The organism is Kitasatospora sp. NPDC007106, assembly GCF_040634455.1.
Lineage (GTDB): Bacteria > Actinomycetota > Actinomycetes > Streptomycetales > Streptomycetaceae > Kitasatospora > Kitasatospora arboriphila.
In genome coordinates this window covers 1-16,787 of the sequence record NZ_JBEYFP010000088.1, presented here as the reverse complement: position 1 = coordinate 16,787, position 16,787 = coordinate 1, and the positions used below count along the sequence as shown (strand labels likewise).

General features: G+C 74.9%; 16 protein-coding genes. 6 read left to right on the top strand and 10 right to left on the bottom strand.

The window, feature by feature from the left end; all coding sequences use genetic code 11:
• Together ABZ641_RS11450 and ABZ641_RS11445 are read right to left on the bottom strand one after the other, a co-directional pair.
• Nucleotides 1-642: MFS transporter (locus ABZ641_RS11450; protein ID WP_359980974.1), on the bottom strand; the 642-nt coding region annotated here is incomplete at its 3' end.
• A gap of 71 nt (nt 643-713) precedes the next feature.
• Entirely contained in the window at nt 714-1,445 is a 732-nt protein-coding gene (locus tag ABZ641_RS11445) for a FadR/GntR family transcriptional regulator (protein WP_344624371.1), read from the bottom strand.
• A 269-nt stretch (nt 1,446-1,714) separates the two neighbouring features.
• On the opposite strand from ABZ641_RS11445, the gene ABZ641_RS11440 reads away from it, so the two are divergent.
• Nucleotides 1,715-3,466, top strand: coding sequence for an LCP family protein (locus tag ABZ641_RS11440; protein ID WP_359980972.1), 1,752 nt, complete (start codon nt 1,715-1,717; stop codon nt 3,464-3,466).
• Between the two features lie 69 nt (nt 3,467-3,535).
• Here ABZ641_RS11440 and ABZ641_RS11435 read toward each other — a convergent pair whose 3' ends face one another.
• From ABZ641_RS11435 to ABZ641_RS11400, 8 genes are all read right to left on the bottom strand, one after another.
• Entirely contained in the window at nt 3,536-4,360 is an 825-nt protein-coding gene (locus tag ABZ641_RS11435; RefSeq protein ID WP_344624373.1) for an HAD family hydrolase, read from the bottom strand.
• A complete protein-coding gene (gene serS, locus ABZ641_RS11430) occupies nt 4,357-5,634 on the bottom strand; it encodes a serine--tRNA ligase (RefSeq protein ID WP_344624374.1) in 1,278 nt (425 codons plus the stop codon). Before serS ends, ABZ641_RS11435 begins: the two co-directional genes overlap by 4 nt.
• 670 nt (nt 5,635-6,304) lie before the next feature.
• A complete protein-coding gene (gene pheA, locus ABZ641_RS11425; RefSeq protein WP_344624404.1) occupies nt 6,305-7,240 on the bottom strand; it encodes a prephenate dehydratase in 936 nt (311 codons plus the stop codon).
• Nucleotides 7,241-7,385: 145 nt separating this feature from the next.
• Nucleotides 7,386-9,506, bottom strand: coding sequence for a FixH family protein (locus tag ABZ641_RS11420; protein ID WP_359980969.1), 2,121 nt, complete (start codon nt 9,504-9,506; stop codon nt 7,386-7,388).
• A gap of 5 nt (nt 9,507-9,511) precedes the next feature.
• A complete protein-coding gene (locus ABZ641_RS11415; protein WP_344624376.1) occupies nt 9,512-9,988 on the bottom strand; it encodes a copper chaperone PCu(A)C in 477 nt (158 codons plus the stop codon).
• Nucleotides 9,985-10,659: an SCO family protein gene (locus tag ABZ641_RS11410; RefSeq protein WP_344624405.1), complete on the bottom strand. Its 675-nt coding sequence runs from the start codon at nt 10,657-10,659 to the stop codon at nt 9,985-9,987. Before ABZ641_RS11410 ends, ABZ641_RS11415 begins: the two co-directional genes overlap by 4 nt.
• 79 nt (nt 10,660-10,738) lie before the next feature.
• Nucleotides 10,739-11,470, bottom strand: coding sequence for a YcnI family protein (locus ABZ641_RS11405; RefSeq protein WP_359980964.1), 732 nt, complete (start codon nt 11,468-11,470; stop codon nt 10,739-10,741).
• Between the two features lie 141 nt (nt 11,471-11,611).
• Nucleotides 11,612-12,412: a hypothetical protein gene (locus ABZ641_RS11400; protein ID WP_359980962.1), complete on the bottom strand. Its 801-nt coding sequence runs from the start codon at nt 12,410-12,412 to the stop codon at nt 11,612-11,614.
• Nucleotides 12,413-12,639: 227 nt separating this feature from the next.
• On the opposite strand from ABZ641_RS11400, the gene ABZ641_RS11395 reads away from it, so the two are divergent.
• The 5 genes from ABZ641_RS11395 (at nt 12,640) to ABZ641_RS11375 (ending at nt 16,620) form a co-directional block, all read left to right on the top strand.
• Entirely contained in the window at nt 12,640-13,302 is a 663-nt protein-coding gene (locus ABZ641_RS11395; protein WP_359980959.1) for an ATP-binding protein, read from the top strand.
• Between the two features lie 65 nt (nt 13,303-13,367).
• Complete coding sequence (locus tag ABZ641_RS11390; RefSeq protein ID WP_344624380.1) at nt 13,368-13,598, top strand: hypothetical protein; 231 nt, start codon at nt 13,368-13,370, stop codon at nt 13,596-13,598.
• A gap of 45 nt (nt 13,599-13,643) precedes the next feature.
• Complete coding sequence (locus ABZ641_RS11385; RefSeq protein WP_359980956.1) at nt 13,644-14,933, top strand: amidase; 1,290 nt, start codon at nt 13,644-13,646, stop codon at nt 14,931-14,933.
• 41 nt (nt 14,934-14,974) lie between these two features.
• The gene (locus ABZ641_RS11380) at nt 14,975-15,610 is read left to right on the top strand and encodes a TetR/AcrR family transcriptional regulator (protein WP_344624382.1); all 636 of its coding nucleotides are present in this window, start codon (nt 14,975-14,977) and stop codon (nt 15,608-15,610) included.
• A gap of 113 nt (nt 15,611-15,723) precedes the next feature.
• A complete protein-coding gene (locus tag ABZ641_RS11375; RefSeq protein WP_344624383.1) occupies nt 15,724-16,620 on the top strand; it encodes an alpha/beta hydrolase in 897 nt (298 codons plus the stop codon).
• Nucleotides 16,621-16,787: the final 167 nt, after the last annotated feature.

Genomic DNA, 16,787 nt, shown 5'->3' with positions numbered 1-16,787 from the left:
CGCGGGGACGGCCGGCGCCGGTGCCCGGCGGGCGTGCAGCAGCTGCGGCAGCCAGGCCAGCGCCGCGACCAGCGCCAGCAGCGACCAGGCGCCCAGCGAGGCGCGCCAGCCGCCGCCGAGCGCGTGCTCCAGCGGGACGGACACCCCGGCCGCCAGGGTGGCGCCGACCAGCATGGTGGTGGAGTAGACGCCGGTCATCGCGGCGGCCCGGTGCGGGAACTCGCGCTTCACCAGGGCGGGCATCGACACGTTCAGCACGGCGATCGCCACGCCGATCACCACGCACCCGGCGTACAGCGCGGCCGCCGAGGGCAGCACCCGCAGCAGCACGCCCGCGCCGAGCACCAGCACCGCGCCGAGGACGACGCGCTCGGCGCCGAAGCGCCGGGTCAGCCGGGGGGTGAGCGGCGCGCCGACGCCCTGGAAGAGCACCGGCACGGTGGTGATCAGGCCGCTCGCGGTGGCGGAGAGGCCGAGGGAGCGCTGGATCTCCCCGACCATCGGTGAGATCGCCGCCAGGCAGGCCCGCATGTTCAGGGCGACGAGGAGGATGCCGGCGAGCATCAGCGCGGGGTGCGCGAGAGCGGTGCGGGTACGGACCACCGGGGTGGCGACGGGCTGCGGGGCGCGGGTGACCGCCATGGTTGGCAGAGCTCTTTCGAAGTCGGTGCGTCAGAGGTCGGGAGTGCGGGGGCGGGCGCTCGGCCCCGTCGTCACTTCCGGGCCGCGATGGCGGCGATCAGCTGCTCGACGGCGGCCGTCGGCCCCGCCAGCAGCGCGCGACAGGCCGCCTCGGCCCGGTCCGGGTCGCCGCTCTCCACCGCGTCGACCAGTGCCTCGTGGGTCTCCAGCGAGACCTCGGGCATATCGTGGTCGCCGAAGGCCGTCCGCATCGCCTCGCGCACCGAGGCGCCGAAGTAGCGGTACAGCTCGGCCAGCGCCGGGTTGTGGGCGGCCTCGACCACCGCGGTGTGGAACTCCAGGTCGTGCTCGACCGTGGCCTCGCGGCCGGCCCGGTCGGGGTGGGCGGCCATCACCTCGGCCTCCCGGGCGAGCGCGGCGCGCATCCGGGCGACGTCCTCGGCGGTGTGCCGGACGGCGGCCAGCCGGGCGGCCTCCGCCTCCAGCGCGGCGCGCACCTCCAGCACGTCCCGGACGCCGGAGCGCTGCACGCCGCGCAGCACCGCGCCCGGGTCGGTGGTGGAGCGGACGAAGGTGCCCTCGCCCTGCCGGGAGACCAGCATCCCGGAGTGCGCCAGCACCCGGATCGCCTCGCGCACGGTGTTCCGCCCGACCTGCAGGCGCTCGGCCAGTTCGTGCTCGGTGGGGATGCGCTCCCCGACCGGCCACACGCCCGCGCCGAGCTGCTCGCGCAGCTGCTCGATGGTCTCGTCGACCAGGGAGCGGCGCCCTGCGGCGTGCAGTCCGTCGGTGCGGCCGGGCATGGCGGGGCTCCCTTCACGAGCCGGAGGTCGGCTTGCCCAGTCATCCTACAACTGGACTGGTGCGGCAACCGACCTAGAATCGGCTACTCCCGAGTTCGTCGCATCTCCTTCGAGAGTCGGCCACGGGACTTGTCCGATTGTGCAATCGGCGGCCCGGACCGTGACTCTTCAATGATGCCTTTATATGCTCCGCAGAAGCTCACGCGGCAGTACTCCACCAGGGTGCGTTGCTGCGGCACGTGTTGGCTGCGCCGGTGGAAGGTGTACGAATGTCAGGCCAGAGGGCGGGGGCGTCGGACCACGACGCCGGCTGGTGGCACGACGATGCCCCGTACCAGGACGGCTACCGCCACGACGCCCCGCGCCGCGACGACGCCTTCACCGCGCCCCCGGGCCGACCCGCGGCACCGCGGCCGCGCCGCAGCGAGGAGCAGGACCCGCGGGTGCCCCGCCAGGGCGGCCGCGCCGATGCGCGGCGCGGTCAGCAGGGCGGCCGCGGTGGCGGTGGCGACGACGGCTCCGGCGGCGGCCGGGCGGACGCCCGCCGGGCCCGCAAGCGGCCGAAGGGCCGCAAGAAGGTCGTGGTCTGGGTCGCGGTCGCCACGCTCGGTCTCGCCACCGCCGCGGGCGGTGCGCTCTACCTGAAGTTCAGCGGCAACATCAAGGCGTTCGACGGCGACGGCCTCAGCAAGAACCGGCCCGACGCCGCGAGCCCGGACGCCAACGGCCACACCCCGATCAACGTCCTGCTGATCGGCTCCGACTCGCGCAGCGGCGACAACAAGGACCTCGGCGGCGGCGAGGACGGCGGTGCCCGCTCGGACACCACGATCCTGCTGCACGTCTACGCCGACCACAAGCACGCCGTCGGCGTCTCCTTCCCCCGCGACGCCCTGGTCGAGATTCCGCCCTGCAAGCTGCCCGACGGCTCGTGGACGAAGAAGAAGACCGACGTCATGTTCAACAGCGCCTTCTCGACCGGCAACACCGAGGAGGGCAATCCGGCCTGCACCCAGAACACGGTGGAGGCGCTCACGAACATACGCGTCGACCACACCATGGTGGTGAACTTCGAGGGCTTCTCCGCGATGACCTCGGCGGTCGGCGGCGTCAACGTCTGCCTCCCCAACGCCATCTACGAGGGTGACCTCAACCCCAACCTGGGCAGGAAGGGCAAGCAGCTCTACCCCAAGGGCGAGCAGAAGGTCGAGGGCAAGGCCGCGCTCGACTACGTCCGGCTGCGGCACGGCATCGGCGACGGCTCCGACGTCGGCCGGATGAAGCGCCAGCAGGCCTTCATGGCCTCGCTGATCAAGAGCGTCAAGAGCAAGGGCATGGACCCGACCACGCTGCTGCCGCTCGCCGACGCCGCCACCAAGTCGATGATCGTCGACCCGGGCCTCAACTCCCCGGCCAAGCTGATCTCCTTCGCCATGCAGATGAAGGACATCGACCTCCACAACATCAAGTTCCTGACCACGCCGTGGAAGTTCTCCGGCGCCCGGATCGACCTCGTCCACCCCGACGTCGACACCCTGTGGCAGGCCCTCAAGGCCGACCGCACCCTGGACGGCCAGGACGCCAGCGCCGACACCGGCGCCTCGGCCCCCGCGGCCCCCGCCCCCAGCCCCACCCCGGTGACCGTCGACGGCTCCGGCATCAAGGTCGGCGTCTACAACGGCACCCTGACCACCGGGCTCACCACCAAGGCGGCCTCCACCCTCACCGGCTCCGGCTTCACCATCGCGGCCCGCGGCAACGCCGCCGCGCAGAACCACGAGAAGACGCTGGTGCAGTACGGCCCCGGCCAGAAGGAGGAGGCCGAGCAGGTGGCCAAGCTCTTCCCCGGCGCCACCCTGCAGTCCTCCACCAAGGCCGGCGTCAGCCTGGTGCTCGGCACGGACTACGCGACCGGGTCCGGCGGCGCGGCCGGTGCGGTGCCCAGCACCCTGCCGTCCAGCGTCGCCAAGGAGGCCCGCTCCGCCGACGACGACCCCTGCTCCAACGTCAGCTACGGCTGACCGGGCCGCGCCGGGCCGGCACCACCGGCCCGGCGGCCCGCCGTGCGGACGGGCGGTGACGGGCCCGGCTCAGGCCAGGCCGAAGACCCGCTCCAGCACCACGGCCACGCCGTCCTCGTCGTTGCCGGCGGTCACCTCGTCGGCCACCGCCCGCAGCTCCTCGTGCGCACCCGCCATCGCCACCCCGTACGAGGCCCAGGCGAACATCGGGATGTCGTTCGGCATGTCGCCGAAGGCGATGGTCTCGGTGCGCTTCACCCCGAGCCGCATCGCGGCCACCGCCAGGCCGGTCGCCTTGGACAGCCCCGGCGGCAGCAGCTCGACCACGCCCGGACCGGCCATCACCACGCCGACCAGCCCCCCGGCCGCCTGCACCGCGGCCGCCGCGAGGGCGTCGTCGGAGAGCTCCGGGTGCTGGACGTACAGCTTGGCCACCGGCTCCACGAGCAGCTCGTCACGGGCGGCGTGCGCCACCGGCAGCTCGGTGCCGATCCGCAGCCGGAAACCCGGGCCGGCCAGCACCCGGCCGTCCAGGCCGTCCTGGTTGGCGGCCACCGCCAGCGGGCCGGTCAGCTCCTCGATCGCGGCCAGCGCCCGCGCGGCCACCTGCCGGTCCAGGGTGAGCGAGGTGAGCAGCCGGTGCGCCCCGGCGTCGTACACCTGGGCGCCCTGGCCGCAGACCGCTATGCCGGTGTAGCCGATCTCGTCGAAGACCGGGCGCGCCCAGGCCGCCGAGCGGCCGGTCACGACGATGTGCCGGGCCCCGGCGTCGACCGCGCCCGCGAGGGCGTCCAGCGTCCGCGCGCTCACCTTCTCGGCGGAGGTGAGCAGGGTCCCGTCGAGGTCGGTGGCGACCAGCCGGTACGGCAGGCCGCCACCGGGGGCGGTGCTCACTTGGCGACGGGCTCGATCACCGAGCGGCCGCCGAGGAAGGGCCGCAGCGCCTCGGGGACGACCACCGAGCCGTCGGCCTGCTGGTGGTTCTCCAGGATCGCCACGATGGTGCGCGGGACGGCGACCAGGGTGCCGTTCAGCGTGGCCAGCGGGCGGACCTTGCCCTCCTCGCGCATCCGGATGGAGAGCCGGCGCGACTGGTACTCGGTCGTGTTGGAGGTCGAGGTGACCTCGCGGTACTTGCCCTGGGTCGGGATCCACGCCTCGATGTCGAACTTGCGCGCGGCGGAGGAGCCGAGGTCGCCCGAGGCGACGTCGATCACCCGGTAGGGCAGCTCCAGCGCGTTGAGGAAGTCCTTCTCCCACTGGAGCAGGCGGCGGTGCTCCGCCTCGGCCTCCTCCGGGGAGGTGAAGACGAACATCTCCACCTTTTCGAACTGGTGGACCCGGATGATGCCGCGGGTGTCCTTGCCGTAGGTGCCCGCCTCGCGGCGGAAGCAGGACGAGAAGCCCGCGTAGCGCAGCGGCAGCTGGCCCGCGTCGAGGATCTCGTCCATGTGGTAGGCGGCGAGCGGGACCTCGCTGGTGCCGACCAGGTAGCGCTCCTCCTCGGGGAGGTAGTACACGTTCTCGGCGGCCTGGCCGAGGAAGCCGGTGCCGTCCATGGCAGCCGGGCGGACCAGGGCCGGGGTGATCATGGCGGTGAAGCCGGCCGCGGTGGCCTGCGCCATCGCCATGTTGACCAGGGCGAGCTCCAGCAGCGCGCCGACGCCGGTCAGGTAGTACGAGCGGGCGCCGGCGACCTTGGCGCCGCGCTCGGTGTCGATCGCGCCCAGGATCTGGCCGAGCTCGACGTGGTCGCGGGGCTCGAAGCCCTCGGCGGCGAAGTCGCGCGGGGTGCCGACCTCCTCCAGCGTGACGAAGTCCTCCTCGCCGCCGACCGGGGCGGCCGGGTCGATGAGGTTCGCCAGCGAGCGGAGCAGGCGGTCCGCCTCCTCCTTGGCCTCGTTCTGCTCGGCGTCGGCGGCCTTCACCTCGGTGGCGAGGTCTTTGGTGCGCTGGAGCAGCGCGGCCTTCTCCTCGCCCTGGGCCCTGGCGACCAGCTTGCCGAGCGACTTCTGCTCGTTGCGGAGCTCGTCGAAGCGACTGCCCGAGGACCGGCGCCGTTCGTCGGCGGAGAGGAGGGCGTCGACGACGTCGACGTCCTCACCACGGACGCGCTGCGAGGCGCGCACTCGGTCGGGGTCCTCACGGAGCAGGCGAAGGTCAATCACGGGCCAAGCGTACCGGTGGCCGGGCCCCGGACCGGAACCGGTTTCCCGGGGTTTCGCGCCGGATCCCCGCCCGGCCCGCACCGCCCCCGCGGCCGACCCGCCCGACCCGTGCCCGGGGAGGGTCGAGGCCGCCGTCCGTGATTCACTGTTTTCGGAACCGACCGGCGACTCCGCCCGCTTTGCCCTTTCCTGTTCGGGATTCTGCGAGCCTGTCCGGCGGTGTTCCGTCCGGGGGCGCGACCGGGGCCGTGGAGAGCCGCGGACGCCCTGGGGATAACCTCCGCGATCCTGTGGATAACTCCTGTGGGGAACCGCGTCCGAGGGTGTTTGTCCACAGGCCCCGCTCCGGCCCTGTGGACGAACCGAAAGCCGAGGCGTGCGGCGCGATTCACGGAGGAATTGAGGTTTGAAACCTCGATGAGCCTTCTCGGGTGAGGGAATTCGCTCGCTCGAACAGGTGATTTGCTGGCAGAAGGGTGACTCTGGTGCGATGAGTCACCTCTGCAGCCAAGTGTGATGATCTGACCAGTTCAGGTAGTGGCTATACCGTTTTGTCGACTTGACCCGCAGCCTGTGGATAACCCGGAACCCGTGCACCCTGTGGACGAAGCGTCCGACCTGTGGATGAACGGCCGCCCCGCGGCCGTTCCCACCACCGTGACCGAACCGGTCAGAGCTCCCCGCGGCCGTCCAGGCAGCGGGACAGCCAGTCCGCCGCCTCCGAGAAGTCCGCGTCGGTCGTGCCCGGCCGCACCGGCCGCTGACTGCCCCGGTCCGCCCGCGGGTACGACCCGAGGAACCGCACCTGCGGACAGATCCGCTTGAGGCCCATCAGCGCCTCGGAGACCCGCCGCTCGCTCAGGTGCCCCTCGCAGTCGATCAGGAAGCAGTAGTTGCCCATGCCCTCGCCGGTGGGCCGGGACTCGATGCGCATCAGGTTGATGCCGCGCACCGCGAACTCCTGCAGCAGCTCCAGCAGCGCACCCGGGTGGTCGTCCGGCAGCCAGACCACCATCGAGGTCTTGTCCAGCCCGGTCGGCGAGGAGACCCGCCCCGGCCGGCCCACCAGCAGGAAGCGGGTGGTCGCGTTCGCCGCGTCGTGGATGTCGCTGACCAGCGGCTCCAGCCCGTACAGCGCGGCCGCGAACTCGCCGGCGAAGGCGCCGTCGAAGCGGCCCTCCTGGACGAGCCGGGCGCCGTCCGCGTTGGACGCCGCCGCCTCCCACTGGGCGTCCGGCAGGTTCGCCGCCATCCAGCGCCGCACCTGCGGCTGCGCCACCGGGTGGCTGGTGACCGTCTTGACGTCGGCCAGCGAGGTGCCCGGACGCACCAGCAGCGCGAAGGTGATCGGCAGCAGCACCTCGCGGTAGATCATCAGCGGCGCGCCCGAGGCCAGCTCGTCGCTGGTCGCGGTGACGGCGCCCTCCACCGAGTTCTCCACCGGCACGAACGCCCCGGCGGCCTCGCCCGCCCGGACGGCGTCCAGCGCGGCCGGGACGGAGGCGAGCGGCACCAGCTCGCGGGTCGCCGCCTCCGGCAGCGTGCGCAGTGCGGCCTCGGTGAAGGTGCCTTCCGGCCCGAGATAGGTGTAGCGGGTCGCCGACATGCCGCCTCCGTACGCGGTGGTGCTGAGCAGTACTCGGCCTGCCACCATAGTCACTCCCGGCGCCCGGCCGGACACCGTTCCGCCCAGTGGTCGCCCGTCCCGGCCGGCCGCGCGAGGGGCGCGGCCGACCGGCGACGGGCCGTGGTCAGCCGACCTTCAGCTGCTCGGTGGCCGTGCTCTGGTCGATGTCCGAGGAGCGGACGGTCACCGACACCACCCAGTTCCCGGCGAGCGGCAGCTGCGCGGTGCCGGACCAGCGCCCGGTGTCCTGCGCCGCCAGCGTGACCGGCAGCGGGCCGAGGTCCCGGTCCGGCAGGGTGAAGGCGAGCTGCACCTCGGGCACCGAGACCGGCTTGCCGGACTTGTCGTCCAGCTTCAGCGTCACCTCGTTCGGCCCGGTCGCGACCGGGTTCACCGTCACGGTGGCGGTGCCCTTGGCGTTCGGGGTGCTGCCGCCGGTGTCGTACGGCAGCTTCAGCTCCACCGTCCGGCCCGGCACGGTACTCGCCCCGGCGGTGGGCGACTGCGAGGTCGCGGCGACCGCCTCGGCCACCCGGCCGGGCGGCGAGTTGGTCAGCATCGTGGTCACCACCAGCACGGCGACCGCGACCGCCGACTCCAGCAGCACCGTCCGCCGCAGCCCGGTCCGGGCCGGCCCGCCGTCGCGGCTGCGCCGCTCGGAGGCCCGGTCGCGGGCGGCCCGCTGACGGGCCAGCTGGGCCAGCCGCGCGGGGTCGTCCCCGCCCTTCCCGCCGTCCGCGGCCGCCGTTGCCGCCCGCTTGCCGCCGACGGCCGCCCCGGCGCCGGCCTCCCGCTCCGCAGTCCCGTCGGAGGCCTTCCCGCCCGAGGCCGTCCCGTCCGAGGCGGCCTCGTCGGCGGTCTCGTCGGCGGTCTCGTCCGTCCCGTCCGCGGTCGCGCCGGCCGTCCGGAGCCGGGCCACCCAGGCGCGGGAGATCCAGGCCAGGCCGACCATGCCGGCCACCAGACCGGTCTTGATCAGCAGCAGCCGCCCGTACTCGGTGTCGACCAGCGCGCCCCAGCTGCCCAGACCGCGCCAGGCCTGGTAGACGCCGGTCACGGTCAGCACCGTCACGGCGGCCAGCGCCAGCTTGGAGAACCGCTCGACCGCCGCGGCCGGCACGCCGTGCCGCAGCCCGACCAGCAGGGTGGCCAGACCGCCCAGCCAGAACGCCATCGCCAGCAGGTGCAGGGCGGCGGTGGGCAGCGCCAGCGGCACCTGGATGCCGACCGAGGAGTGGTCGGCGCCGACCCAGGTCGCGCTCAGGGCGACGGCGAGCACCGCCCCGCCGACGCCCAGCCCGAGCCGGGCGTCCCGCAGCGGTCGGTCGGCGGCGCGCCGCTCCAGCGCCCGCAGCTCCGCCTCCTCGCCCTCCTCGGTGCCGGGCTCCGCGGCGGCCGCAGGCTCCGCGGCGTCCCCGGTGCCGTCGGCGCCGTCGGCGTCCGACGGGTCCTGGGCCGTCCGGTCCTGGCCGAGCTGGCCGACCAGCAGCGACAGGAACACGCCGCCCGCGGCGAGCAGCAGCAGCCGGGCGGCGAGCGCGGTCCCGATCCGCTCGTCCAGGGTGGCCCGCACCAGCGACAGGTCGAAGGCCTGCGAGATCCCGGTGCCGCGCTCGTACGGGCCGCGCAGCAGCAGCACCGCGACGGTGGAGACCAGCAGCGCGATCCAGCCGGTCATCAGCAGCCGCTGCACCTGGTGCACGGCGACCCCGCGCGGCCAGCAGATCAGCACGAAGGCGGCCGCGCCGACCAGCAGCGCGAAGGCCGCGTACGCGACCGTCCGGGCGGTGCCGTAGGCGGCCGCGACCACGGCGTCCGGTTCGGCGCCCTGCACCGCGGAGGCCGAGACCGTGGTGTCCGAGGGCGCGCCGATGGAGAAGGTGAACGCGCCGCCCACCGGGTGGGAGTCCTCGGAGACGGCCCGCCAGGCGACGGTGTACGTGCCGTTGCCCAGGCCCTGGCGCAGCGTCACCCGGGCGCTGGCCTCCTTGCCGTCGGCGTGGGCCGCGTCGCCGTTGTCGACCTGCTTGCCGGCCGGGTCCAGCACCCGCACCGAGTCGGCGGTCAGCGAGACGCCCTCGCTGAAGGTCAGCGTGACGGCGGCAGGTGCGGTGGCGGTGACCGCACCCTGCGCCGGGTCGGTGGAGACCAGCGTGGCGTGCGCGGCGGCGGTGCCTGCGCCGCCGAACAGCAGGGCGACGGCCGCCGCCAGTACGGCCAGCAGCGCCGCGACTCTCCTCGGCATCAGTGTCAGCTCCCGGGCCGGTAGGTGAGCGGCTTCACCGGCACGGTGACGGTGATGGTGCCGCTCTTGGCGAAGGTGAGGTCCAGTTCCAGTTCGTCCCCGACGGCGGGCGGCTTCTGCCATCCCATGATCATCAGGTGGTGGCCGCCGCGGGCCAGTTCCAGTGCGCCGTGGGCCGGCACCTGGAGGCTGTCGACCGCGGTCATCGTCGACTCGCCGGAGGTGTGCATGGTGACGGAGCCGGCGTCCGGGCTGGTCACCGCGACGAGCCGGTCGGCCGCCCCGCCGTCGTTGCGGACGGTGAAGTAGCCGGCGCCCATCCCGCCGGGCAGCGCCGGCACCGGGACGTAGCTGCCGACGATGCTGAGGTCGGCCCGTCCGTCGTCGGATCCCGTTCCGCACGCCACGAGTATCGTCCCGGTGGCCAGCACCGCGGACAGTCCCGCGCCGATCAGCGCGGAACGCCGGAACGCCCGGCTCACGCCGGCACCCCCTTCGCCAGCAGCGCCAGGTCGTGGCTGTAGGTCTCGACCGTGCTGCTGCCCATCCACAGCACGTGGGCCTTGTCGTCGGAGGGCAGGAAGGCCAGCACCTGGGCGCCGTGCGCCGAGGTCACCGAACCGTCGGCGTTCACCACCGGGTCCTGCACGGCGACGCCCACCGTCCGGGCGGCGGTCTTCACCTCGGCGAGGTCGCCGGTGAGGCCGATGAAGCCCTTGCCCATCGAGTCCAGCCAGGTGCGCAGCACCTTCGGGGTGTCCCGCTCCGGGTCGGTGGAGACGAAGACGACGTCGATCTTCTTCTGCTCCTCGGCGGAGAGCTTGGACATCGCCACCCCGATGTCGCCCATGGTGGTGGGGCAGACGTCCGGGCAGCTGGTGTAGCCGAAGAACAGCACGACGGGCCGGCCGGCGGTCCGCTTGCGCAGGTCGAACGGCTGCCCGGAGGTGTCGGTCAGGACGAGGTCGGGCTTGTCGAAGTGCTTGCTCAGCACGCTGCCCCGGTAGGCGGAGCTGCTGCTCTCCTTGCTGACCTTCGCCGCGCCGGTGCCACCGCCCGCGGAGGACGAGCAGGCGGTGAGCGCGAGGGCGGCGGACAGGGCCAGGGCGGCCGCGCCGAGCAGCCGGGCCTTCGGACGGGGGGTGTGGGCCATGGCGTTGGGACTTCCGATCGTGCGGGTCGGGGGATCGGCCCGGCGGGCCGCACCGGGGTGCGGCCCGCCGGGCACCGGGTCAGGAGGCGGGGCCGCTCTTGCGGCGCAGGCCGGCCACGCCGAGCGCGGCACCGATCACGCCGACCACGATGCCGACCACACCGAGGGTGCGGGCGGTGGAGTCGTCGGCCTTGGCGGCGGCCTGGTCGCCGGAGGCGTCCTGGGAGGCGTGGTGGTCGGCGGCCGGCGCGGCGGAGGCGGCCGCGGCGGCCTTGGTGAGGGTCAGCACCGGGGCGGGCTTGGCGGGCTCGGGCTGGCCCTCCTTGGCCTCCTCGATCCAGCGGACGACCTCGCCGTTGTCGTAGGTCTGCAGGGCCTTGAAGGTCAGCTTGTCGGTGTCGGTCGGCATGGCGCCGAGCGAGACCCGGAACTCCTGGAACTGGCCGGGGGCGATCTTGGTGCCGGCGTCCGCGGTCCAGGTGATCTTGGAGACCGCCTCGGTGATGTCCTTGCCGTGCGCGTTCAGCGGCTTGTCGAGCTTGGACTTCTCCAGGACGGCCGTCCAGCCGGGCAGCGGCTGGATCCGCACCGAGGCCATCGGGTGGTCCATCGGCAGGCTGACCTCCAGCTTCACGGTGGAGGCGGTGTCACTCTCGTCCGGCACCCGGAACGCCACGGCGGTGTAGCCGCCCTGCGGGACGCTGCCCGGCTGGACGGTGACGTGGGCGGCGGCCGGCCCGGCCAGCGCGACGACGGCGGCACCGGCGACGGCGGCGGCGAGGGCGGTCCGGCGGGCAGGAGTGGTACGCATGATGGGTTCTCCCAGGGGAGCGGGGCGCACGGCGGCTACGGGGCCGCACGGGTGCGCCGGGCTTGGTGGTGGTGCTGGTGAGGGCCGTTCCGCATCGGTGCGGTCCGGCCGGCAGCGCGCGCCACGGCCCGTGCCGGGCGGTCAGCGCGCGAACGCCACCACGGGCGGCCCGCGCCGCACCAGGCTGTGCACCAGGGCGACCGCCCCGGGCAGCGGGACGTCCTCGGCCCGGCGGCGGGGCGCGACCGGCGCGGCCGCGGGCACCCCGAGCAGGACGGCGGCGAGCATCGCCACCGCACGGCGCAGCGGGGCGGACCACTCGCGGGCCGCCGCCGCGGTGAGCTTCACCAGCCGCCACAGCGCGGCCTCGCCGCGCCGCAGCCACCAGCCGGCCACGACCGCCGCCGCCAGGTGGCCCAGCAGCATCGCCGGGCCCGTCCCGAACAGGCCGGAGGCGGCGTGCCCGGCGCCCGCGGCGGCGTACGCGTGCGGGTCCAGACCGGCGTCGCTGATCAGCTGCTCCGGGCTCGTGCCCGCGGGCAGCCGGGTGACGCCGTTGCCGGGCATGTCGTCGCAGAGCAGCCGTCCGGCGGCCTCCGGCATCGACATGCCCGCCATGTGGTGGGCGCGGGCCGGGGTCAGGGTGTGGAAGAGCAGGTGCAGGCCCAGCTGGCCCGCGCCCAGTGCCGCGGTGATCGCCCCGAGCGAGCGTTCGCGCCCGCCGAGCGCCGCGGCCAGCAGCACCACCGCGGCGAATCCGGCCGCCAGTGCGGGCAGGGCGACGTCCCCGCCGCCCACCGCGGCGTGGCCGGCGGCCGCCACCAGGGTGCACACCAGCGCGAACGGCACCGCGCGCGCCACCCGCAGGTCCCAGGCCGCGGCCTGCACCCCGTCGGCGGGGGCGGCGGCGCCTGCGAACGGGGCGGCGGGGTGGGCAGTCATGGCCGGGCCATCATCTCACCGCTCACACCGCCCCCACGGGCAGGGTGGGAAATACGCCGAATGACCCTTTCGGCCCGGCGTGCGGGCCGAAGCGTGCGCCGCGCGGCACACTGTTCCGCACCAGTCCATCCGCCGAACGGGCGGTCGCGGCGCGCGCCGACGGTTCGCTGCCCAAACCCCCGGAGATACCTAGTCGTATGTGGAGCCGCAGCCAGGAGGGACCTCCCGTGGACATCTGGTGGACTCTGCACCTCAAGCGCGACCCGGCCAGCGTGCCGCTGGCCCGCCGCATCCTGATGGGTGCCATGGACACCGCCGGCGTCGACCCGCAGATCGCCTACGACCTCGGGATCGCCCTCACCGAGGCCTGCGCGAACGCCGTCGAGCACGCCGCGACCGGCCGCCCCGACGACGGGTTCCAGGTCACCGCGGCGATCGCCGGCGACCGGCTGCGGATCGAGGTCGTCGACTCCGGGCCCGGCCTGCCGCCGATCGCCCCGGCCGTCCCGGGTGTCCCGGGCGTCCTGGCCGCCGACGGCCACCGCGGCCCGGCCGCCTCCGCGGCCCGTCCGTCCCCGCGCCGCTGCCGCACCCGCCGCGGCCGGGCCACCCTCGGCCCCCCGCCGCTCGGCGGCCGCCACCCGCGCCGCACCGACCGCCCCGGCCCGTACGACACCCACGTCCTGCCGGCCGGCCGCCCCGCCGCGGTGCGCACCCCCGACCCGGACGTCCTGCCCGACCTCGGTGCCGAGTCCGGCCGCGGCCTCTTCCTGATCCACGCGCTCACCGACCACGTCCAACTCCGCAACCACCCCCTGCGCGGCGCGATCGTCAGCTTCGACAAGATCCTCAAGTGGCAGGACGACGCCCTCCTGCGCGCCGCCTCCTGAACCGCGGGCCCGGGGCGCGGGGCCGCCGGATTGCCGCCCGCCCGACCCCGGCGCAGCATGGCGGCATGAGGTATCAGATGCGCGCCGAGTACGGCCCGTCCGGCCCGTCCGACGGGGTGAAGACCTGGCACATCAGCCACGACGGCTCCTCCGTCGCCCTGTGCGGGCGGGACCTGAGCCCGGCGTCGGCCGTCCAGGACCCGGAGATGTGGTCCCGCTCGCCGGACCTCAACTGCCACACCTGCGGGGCGCTGTTCCTGCGCGAGACGCCGTACATGCCGGCCGAGCACGAGTGACCGGATCGCCCGTGCCGGGACCGGCGGGCCCGTAGCGTGGGCGCCATGGAGCCGATGACGCCCCTCGTCCCCGCGGCCGCCCGACTGCGGGCCGGCGACCCGCCGCTCGCCGAGCACGTCGAGCGCCTGTGCACCCGGATCGACCGGATCGACCCGGTGCTGCGCGCCTTCGTCCCGGAGCCCGGCCGGCACGACCGGCTGTCGGCGGCGGCGAAGGAGCTGGAGGCGCGGTACCCGGACCCGGCCGGGCGTCCGCCGCTGTACGGCGTGGCGGTCGGGGTCAAGGACGTGGTGCACGTCGACGGCCTGCCCACACACGCCGGTTCGGCGCTGCCGCCGGGGGTGCTGGCCGGGCCGGAGGGGCCGCTGGTGGGGCGGCTGCGCGCGGCCGGGGCGCTGGTCGCGGGCAAGACGGTGACGGCGGAGTTCGCCGTCCTCGCACCCGGGGCGACCCGCAATCCGCACGACCTGGGCCACACCCCGGGCGGGTCGAGCAGCGGTTCGGCGGCGGCCGTCGCGGCGGGGCTGGTGCCGCTGGCGATCGGCACCCAGACCGTCGGGTCGATGATCCGCCCGGCGGCGTACTGCGGCGTGGTGGGATTCCGGCCGACCTACGGGCGGGTCCCGGCGGAGGGGATCGTCCCGCACGCGCCGACGCTGGACACCGCGGGCTGGTACGCGGCCGACCTCGCCGGGGTACGGCTGGCCGCCGCGCTGCTCTGCGACACCTGGGCCGCGCAGCCCGCCGGGCCGCCGGAGCGGGAGCCCGTCCTCGGCGTCCCGGTCGGCGGCTACCTGGACGAGGTGCACCCCGAGGCGCTCGCCGCCTTCGAACACACCGTGCGGGGCCTCGGCCTGACCGTCCGCCGGGTCGACGTGCTGGGCGACTTCGACACCGTGAAGCACCATCTGCGGACGATCATCCGGTACGAGCTGGCGCAGGTGCACCGCGATCTGTTCGCCCGCTTCGGCAGCCTGTACCGGCCGGAGACGGTGGCCGCGATCCGGCACGGCCGGGAGGTCGACCGGGCCGACCACCGGGCCGCGCTGGCCGCCCGGGCGGACTTCCGGCGCCGGGTGGCCGAGGTGACGGCCGATCAGGGTGTGGACGCCTGGGTGACCCCGGCCGCCACCGGCCCGGCGCCGCTCGGCCTGGACTCCACCGGCAGCGCGGTGATGTCGCTGCCGTGGAGCCACGCGGGGCTGCCCGCCGTCTCGCTGCCGGCCGGTGCGCTCGGCGGGCTGCCGCTCGGCCTGCAGTGCGTCGGCGCGGACGGCGGGGACGAACGGCTGCTGGCCGCCGCGGCCGTGATCGGGGAACGCCTGTCGGCGTAGGCTGGCCGCCGACAGCGACGGACGGCCGGCGGAGGAGCGCGGTGGAGACGCCGACCACGGACGGGCGGGTGCAGCGGGGCAACGAGACCCGCCGCGCGGTGCTGGGGCGTGCCGTGGAGGTCGCCTCCGTCGAGGGCCTGGAGGCCCTGTCGATCGGCCGGCTGGCCACCGACCTGGGGCTGAGCAAGAGCGGGGTGTTCGCCAGCTTCGGTTCCAAGGAGGAGCTGCAGCTGGCCGCCGTGCGCGCCGCCCAGCGGATCTTCCGGGACGCGGTGGTCGTCCCGGTCGAGGACCTGCCTCCCGGGCTCGGCGCTCTGCGGGCGCTCTGCGACTCCTGGCTGGCCTACTCGCGCCGCCGGGTCTTCCCGGGCGGCTGCTTCTTCTACGCGGTGTCGGCCGAGTTCGACGCCCGCCCCGGCCCCGTGCGGGACGCCCTCGCGCAGGCCGGCCGGGCCTGGGAGGAGCACCTGACCGACCTGGCGCGCGCCGCCCGGGAGGCCGGCGAGCTCCGCGCCGACACCGACCTCGGCCTGCTGGTCTTCGGCCTGATCGGCATGCTGGAGGCGGCCAACGCCCAGTCGCTGCTGTACGGCGAGGAGCGCCGCTACGACCTCGCCGCGGCCGGTGTCCTGGCGCTGCTGCGCGGCGCGGCGAGCCACCCCGAACTGCTGGCCTGACCCTGCCGCGCCGTCGCCCGGGGAATTCCGTGAGCCTAAAACTGCACGAACGATCGTGCTAATATCTCGCTCCGTCAGGCTCCACCCACCCCGCACCTCCCCGGGGAGACCCCATGGACCGCACCAAGGCACTCGTCGGCACCGCCCTCAACACGGCCGCCCTGATCTCGCCCGACCTCGCCGGCCGGGCCGCCTTCGGCCTCTTCCGCAGGCCCGGCGCACGCAGCCGGGTCCGCCCGGCCGAACGCGAGGTCCACGACCGGGCGCGCACCTCCCACCTCACCGTGGCCGGCAGACGCACCGCGGTCTACCGCTGGGGCGACGGCAGCCGTCCGGTGCTGCTGGTGCACGGCTGGCAGTCCCGGGCCTCGCGCTTCGCCCCACTGGTGGCCCGGCTGCTGGCCGAGGGCCGCAGCCCGGTCGCCTTCGACGCGCCCGCCCACGGCGGTTCCGCCGGCTCGACCACCACGATCCTGGAGTACGGCGAGGCCATCGGCCGGCTGCACGAGCTGGACGGCCCCTTCGAGGCCGTGGTCGCGCACTCCTTCGGGGTGGCCTGCACCTTCCACGCCCTCGGCGAGGGCCTGCGGGCCGACCGCCTCGTGGCGGTCGCCGGCGTCACCGACTTCCGCTACGTGATCGGCGGCTTCCGCGCCCAGCTCGGGCTGTCCGAGCGCGTCTCGCAGCAGGTCGCACGCCGCGTCGAGGAGGTGCTCCTCCCCGGCGCCGGGCCGGTCTGGGAGCGCTTCGACGCCGCCGGCCGGCCGGCCGACGCCGTGCCGCCGACCCTGGTGGTGCACGACGAGGGCGACCGGGTGGTGCCGTTCCGCCAGGCCGGCCGGCTGCAGGCCGCGTACGGCGGACGGGTGCGGCTGCTCGCCACCCGCGGGCTCGGCCACCAGCGGGTGCTGACCGATCCGGCCGTGCTCGACAACGTGCTCGGCTTCCTCACCGAGCCGGACGCCCGGGCCGCCCGGCCTGCGGACCGCATCGCGGGCGCCACGGCATAGGACGTGTCTTCAGGGGCGTACGGATGCCACACAGTGGCGGGTGGGGGCACCTCCCGGCCTCCAGGCTGGGGGCGGAACTGCGCAGTTCTCCCCGGCCTTCGAGGACACGCCCCGGCGGACGGCCGGGACGGAGGAACACGGCGGCGGGCGGACCCCTTCCGGGATCC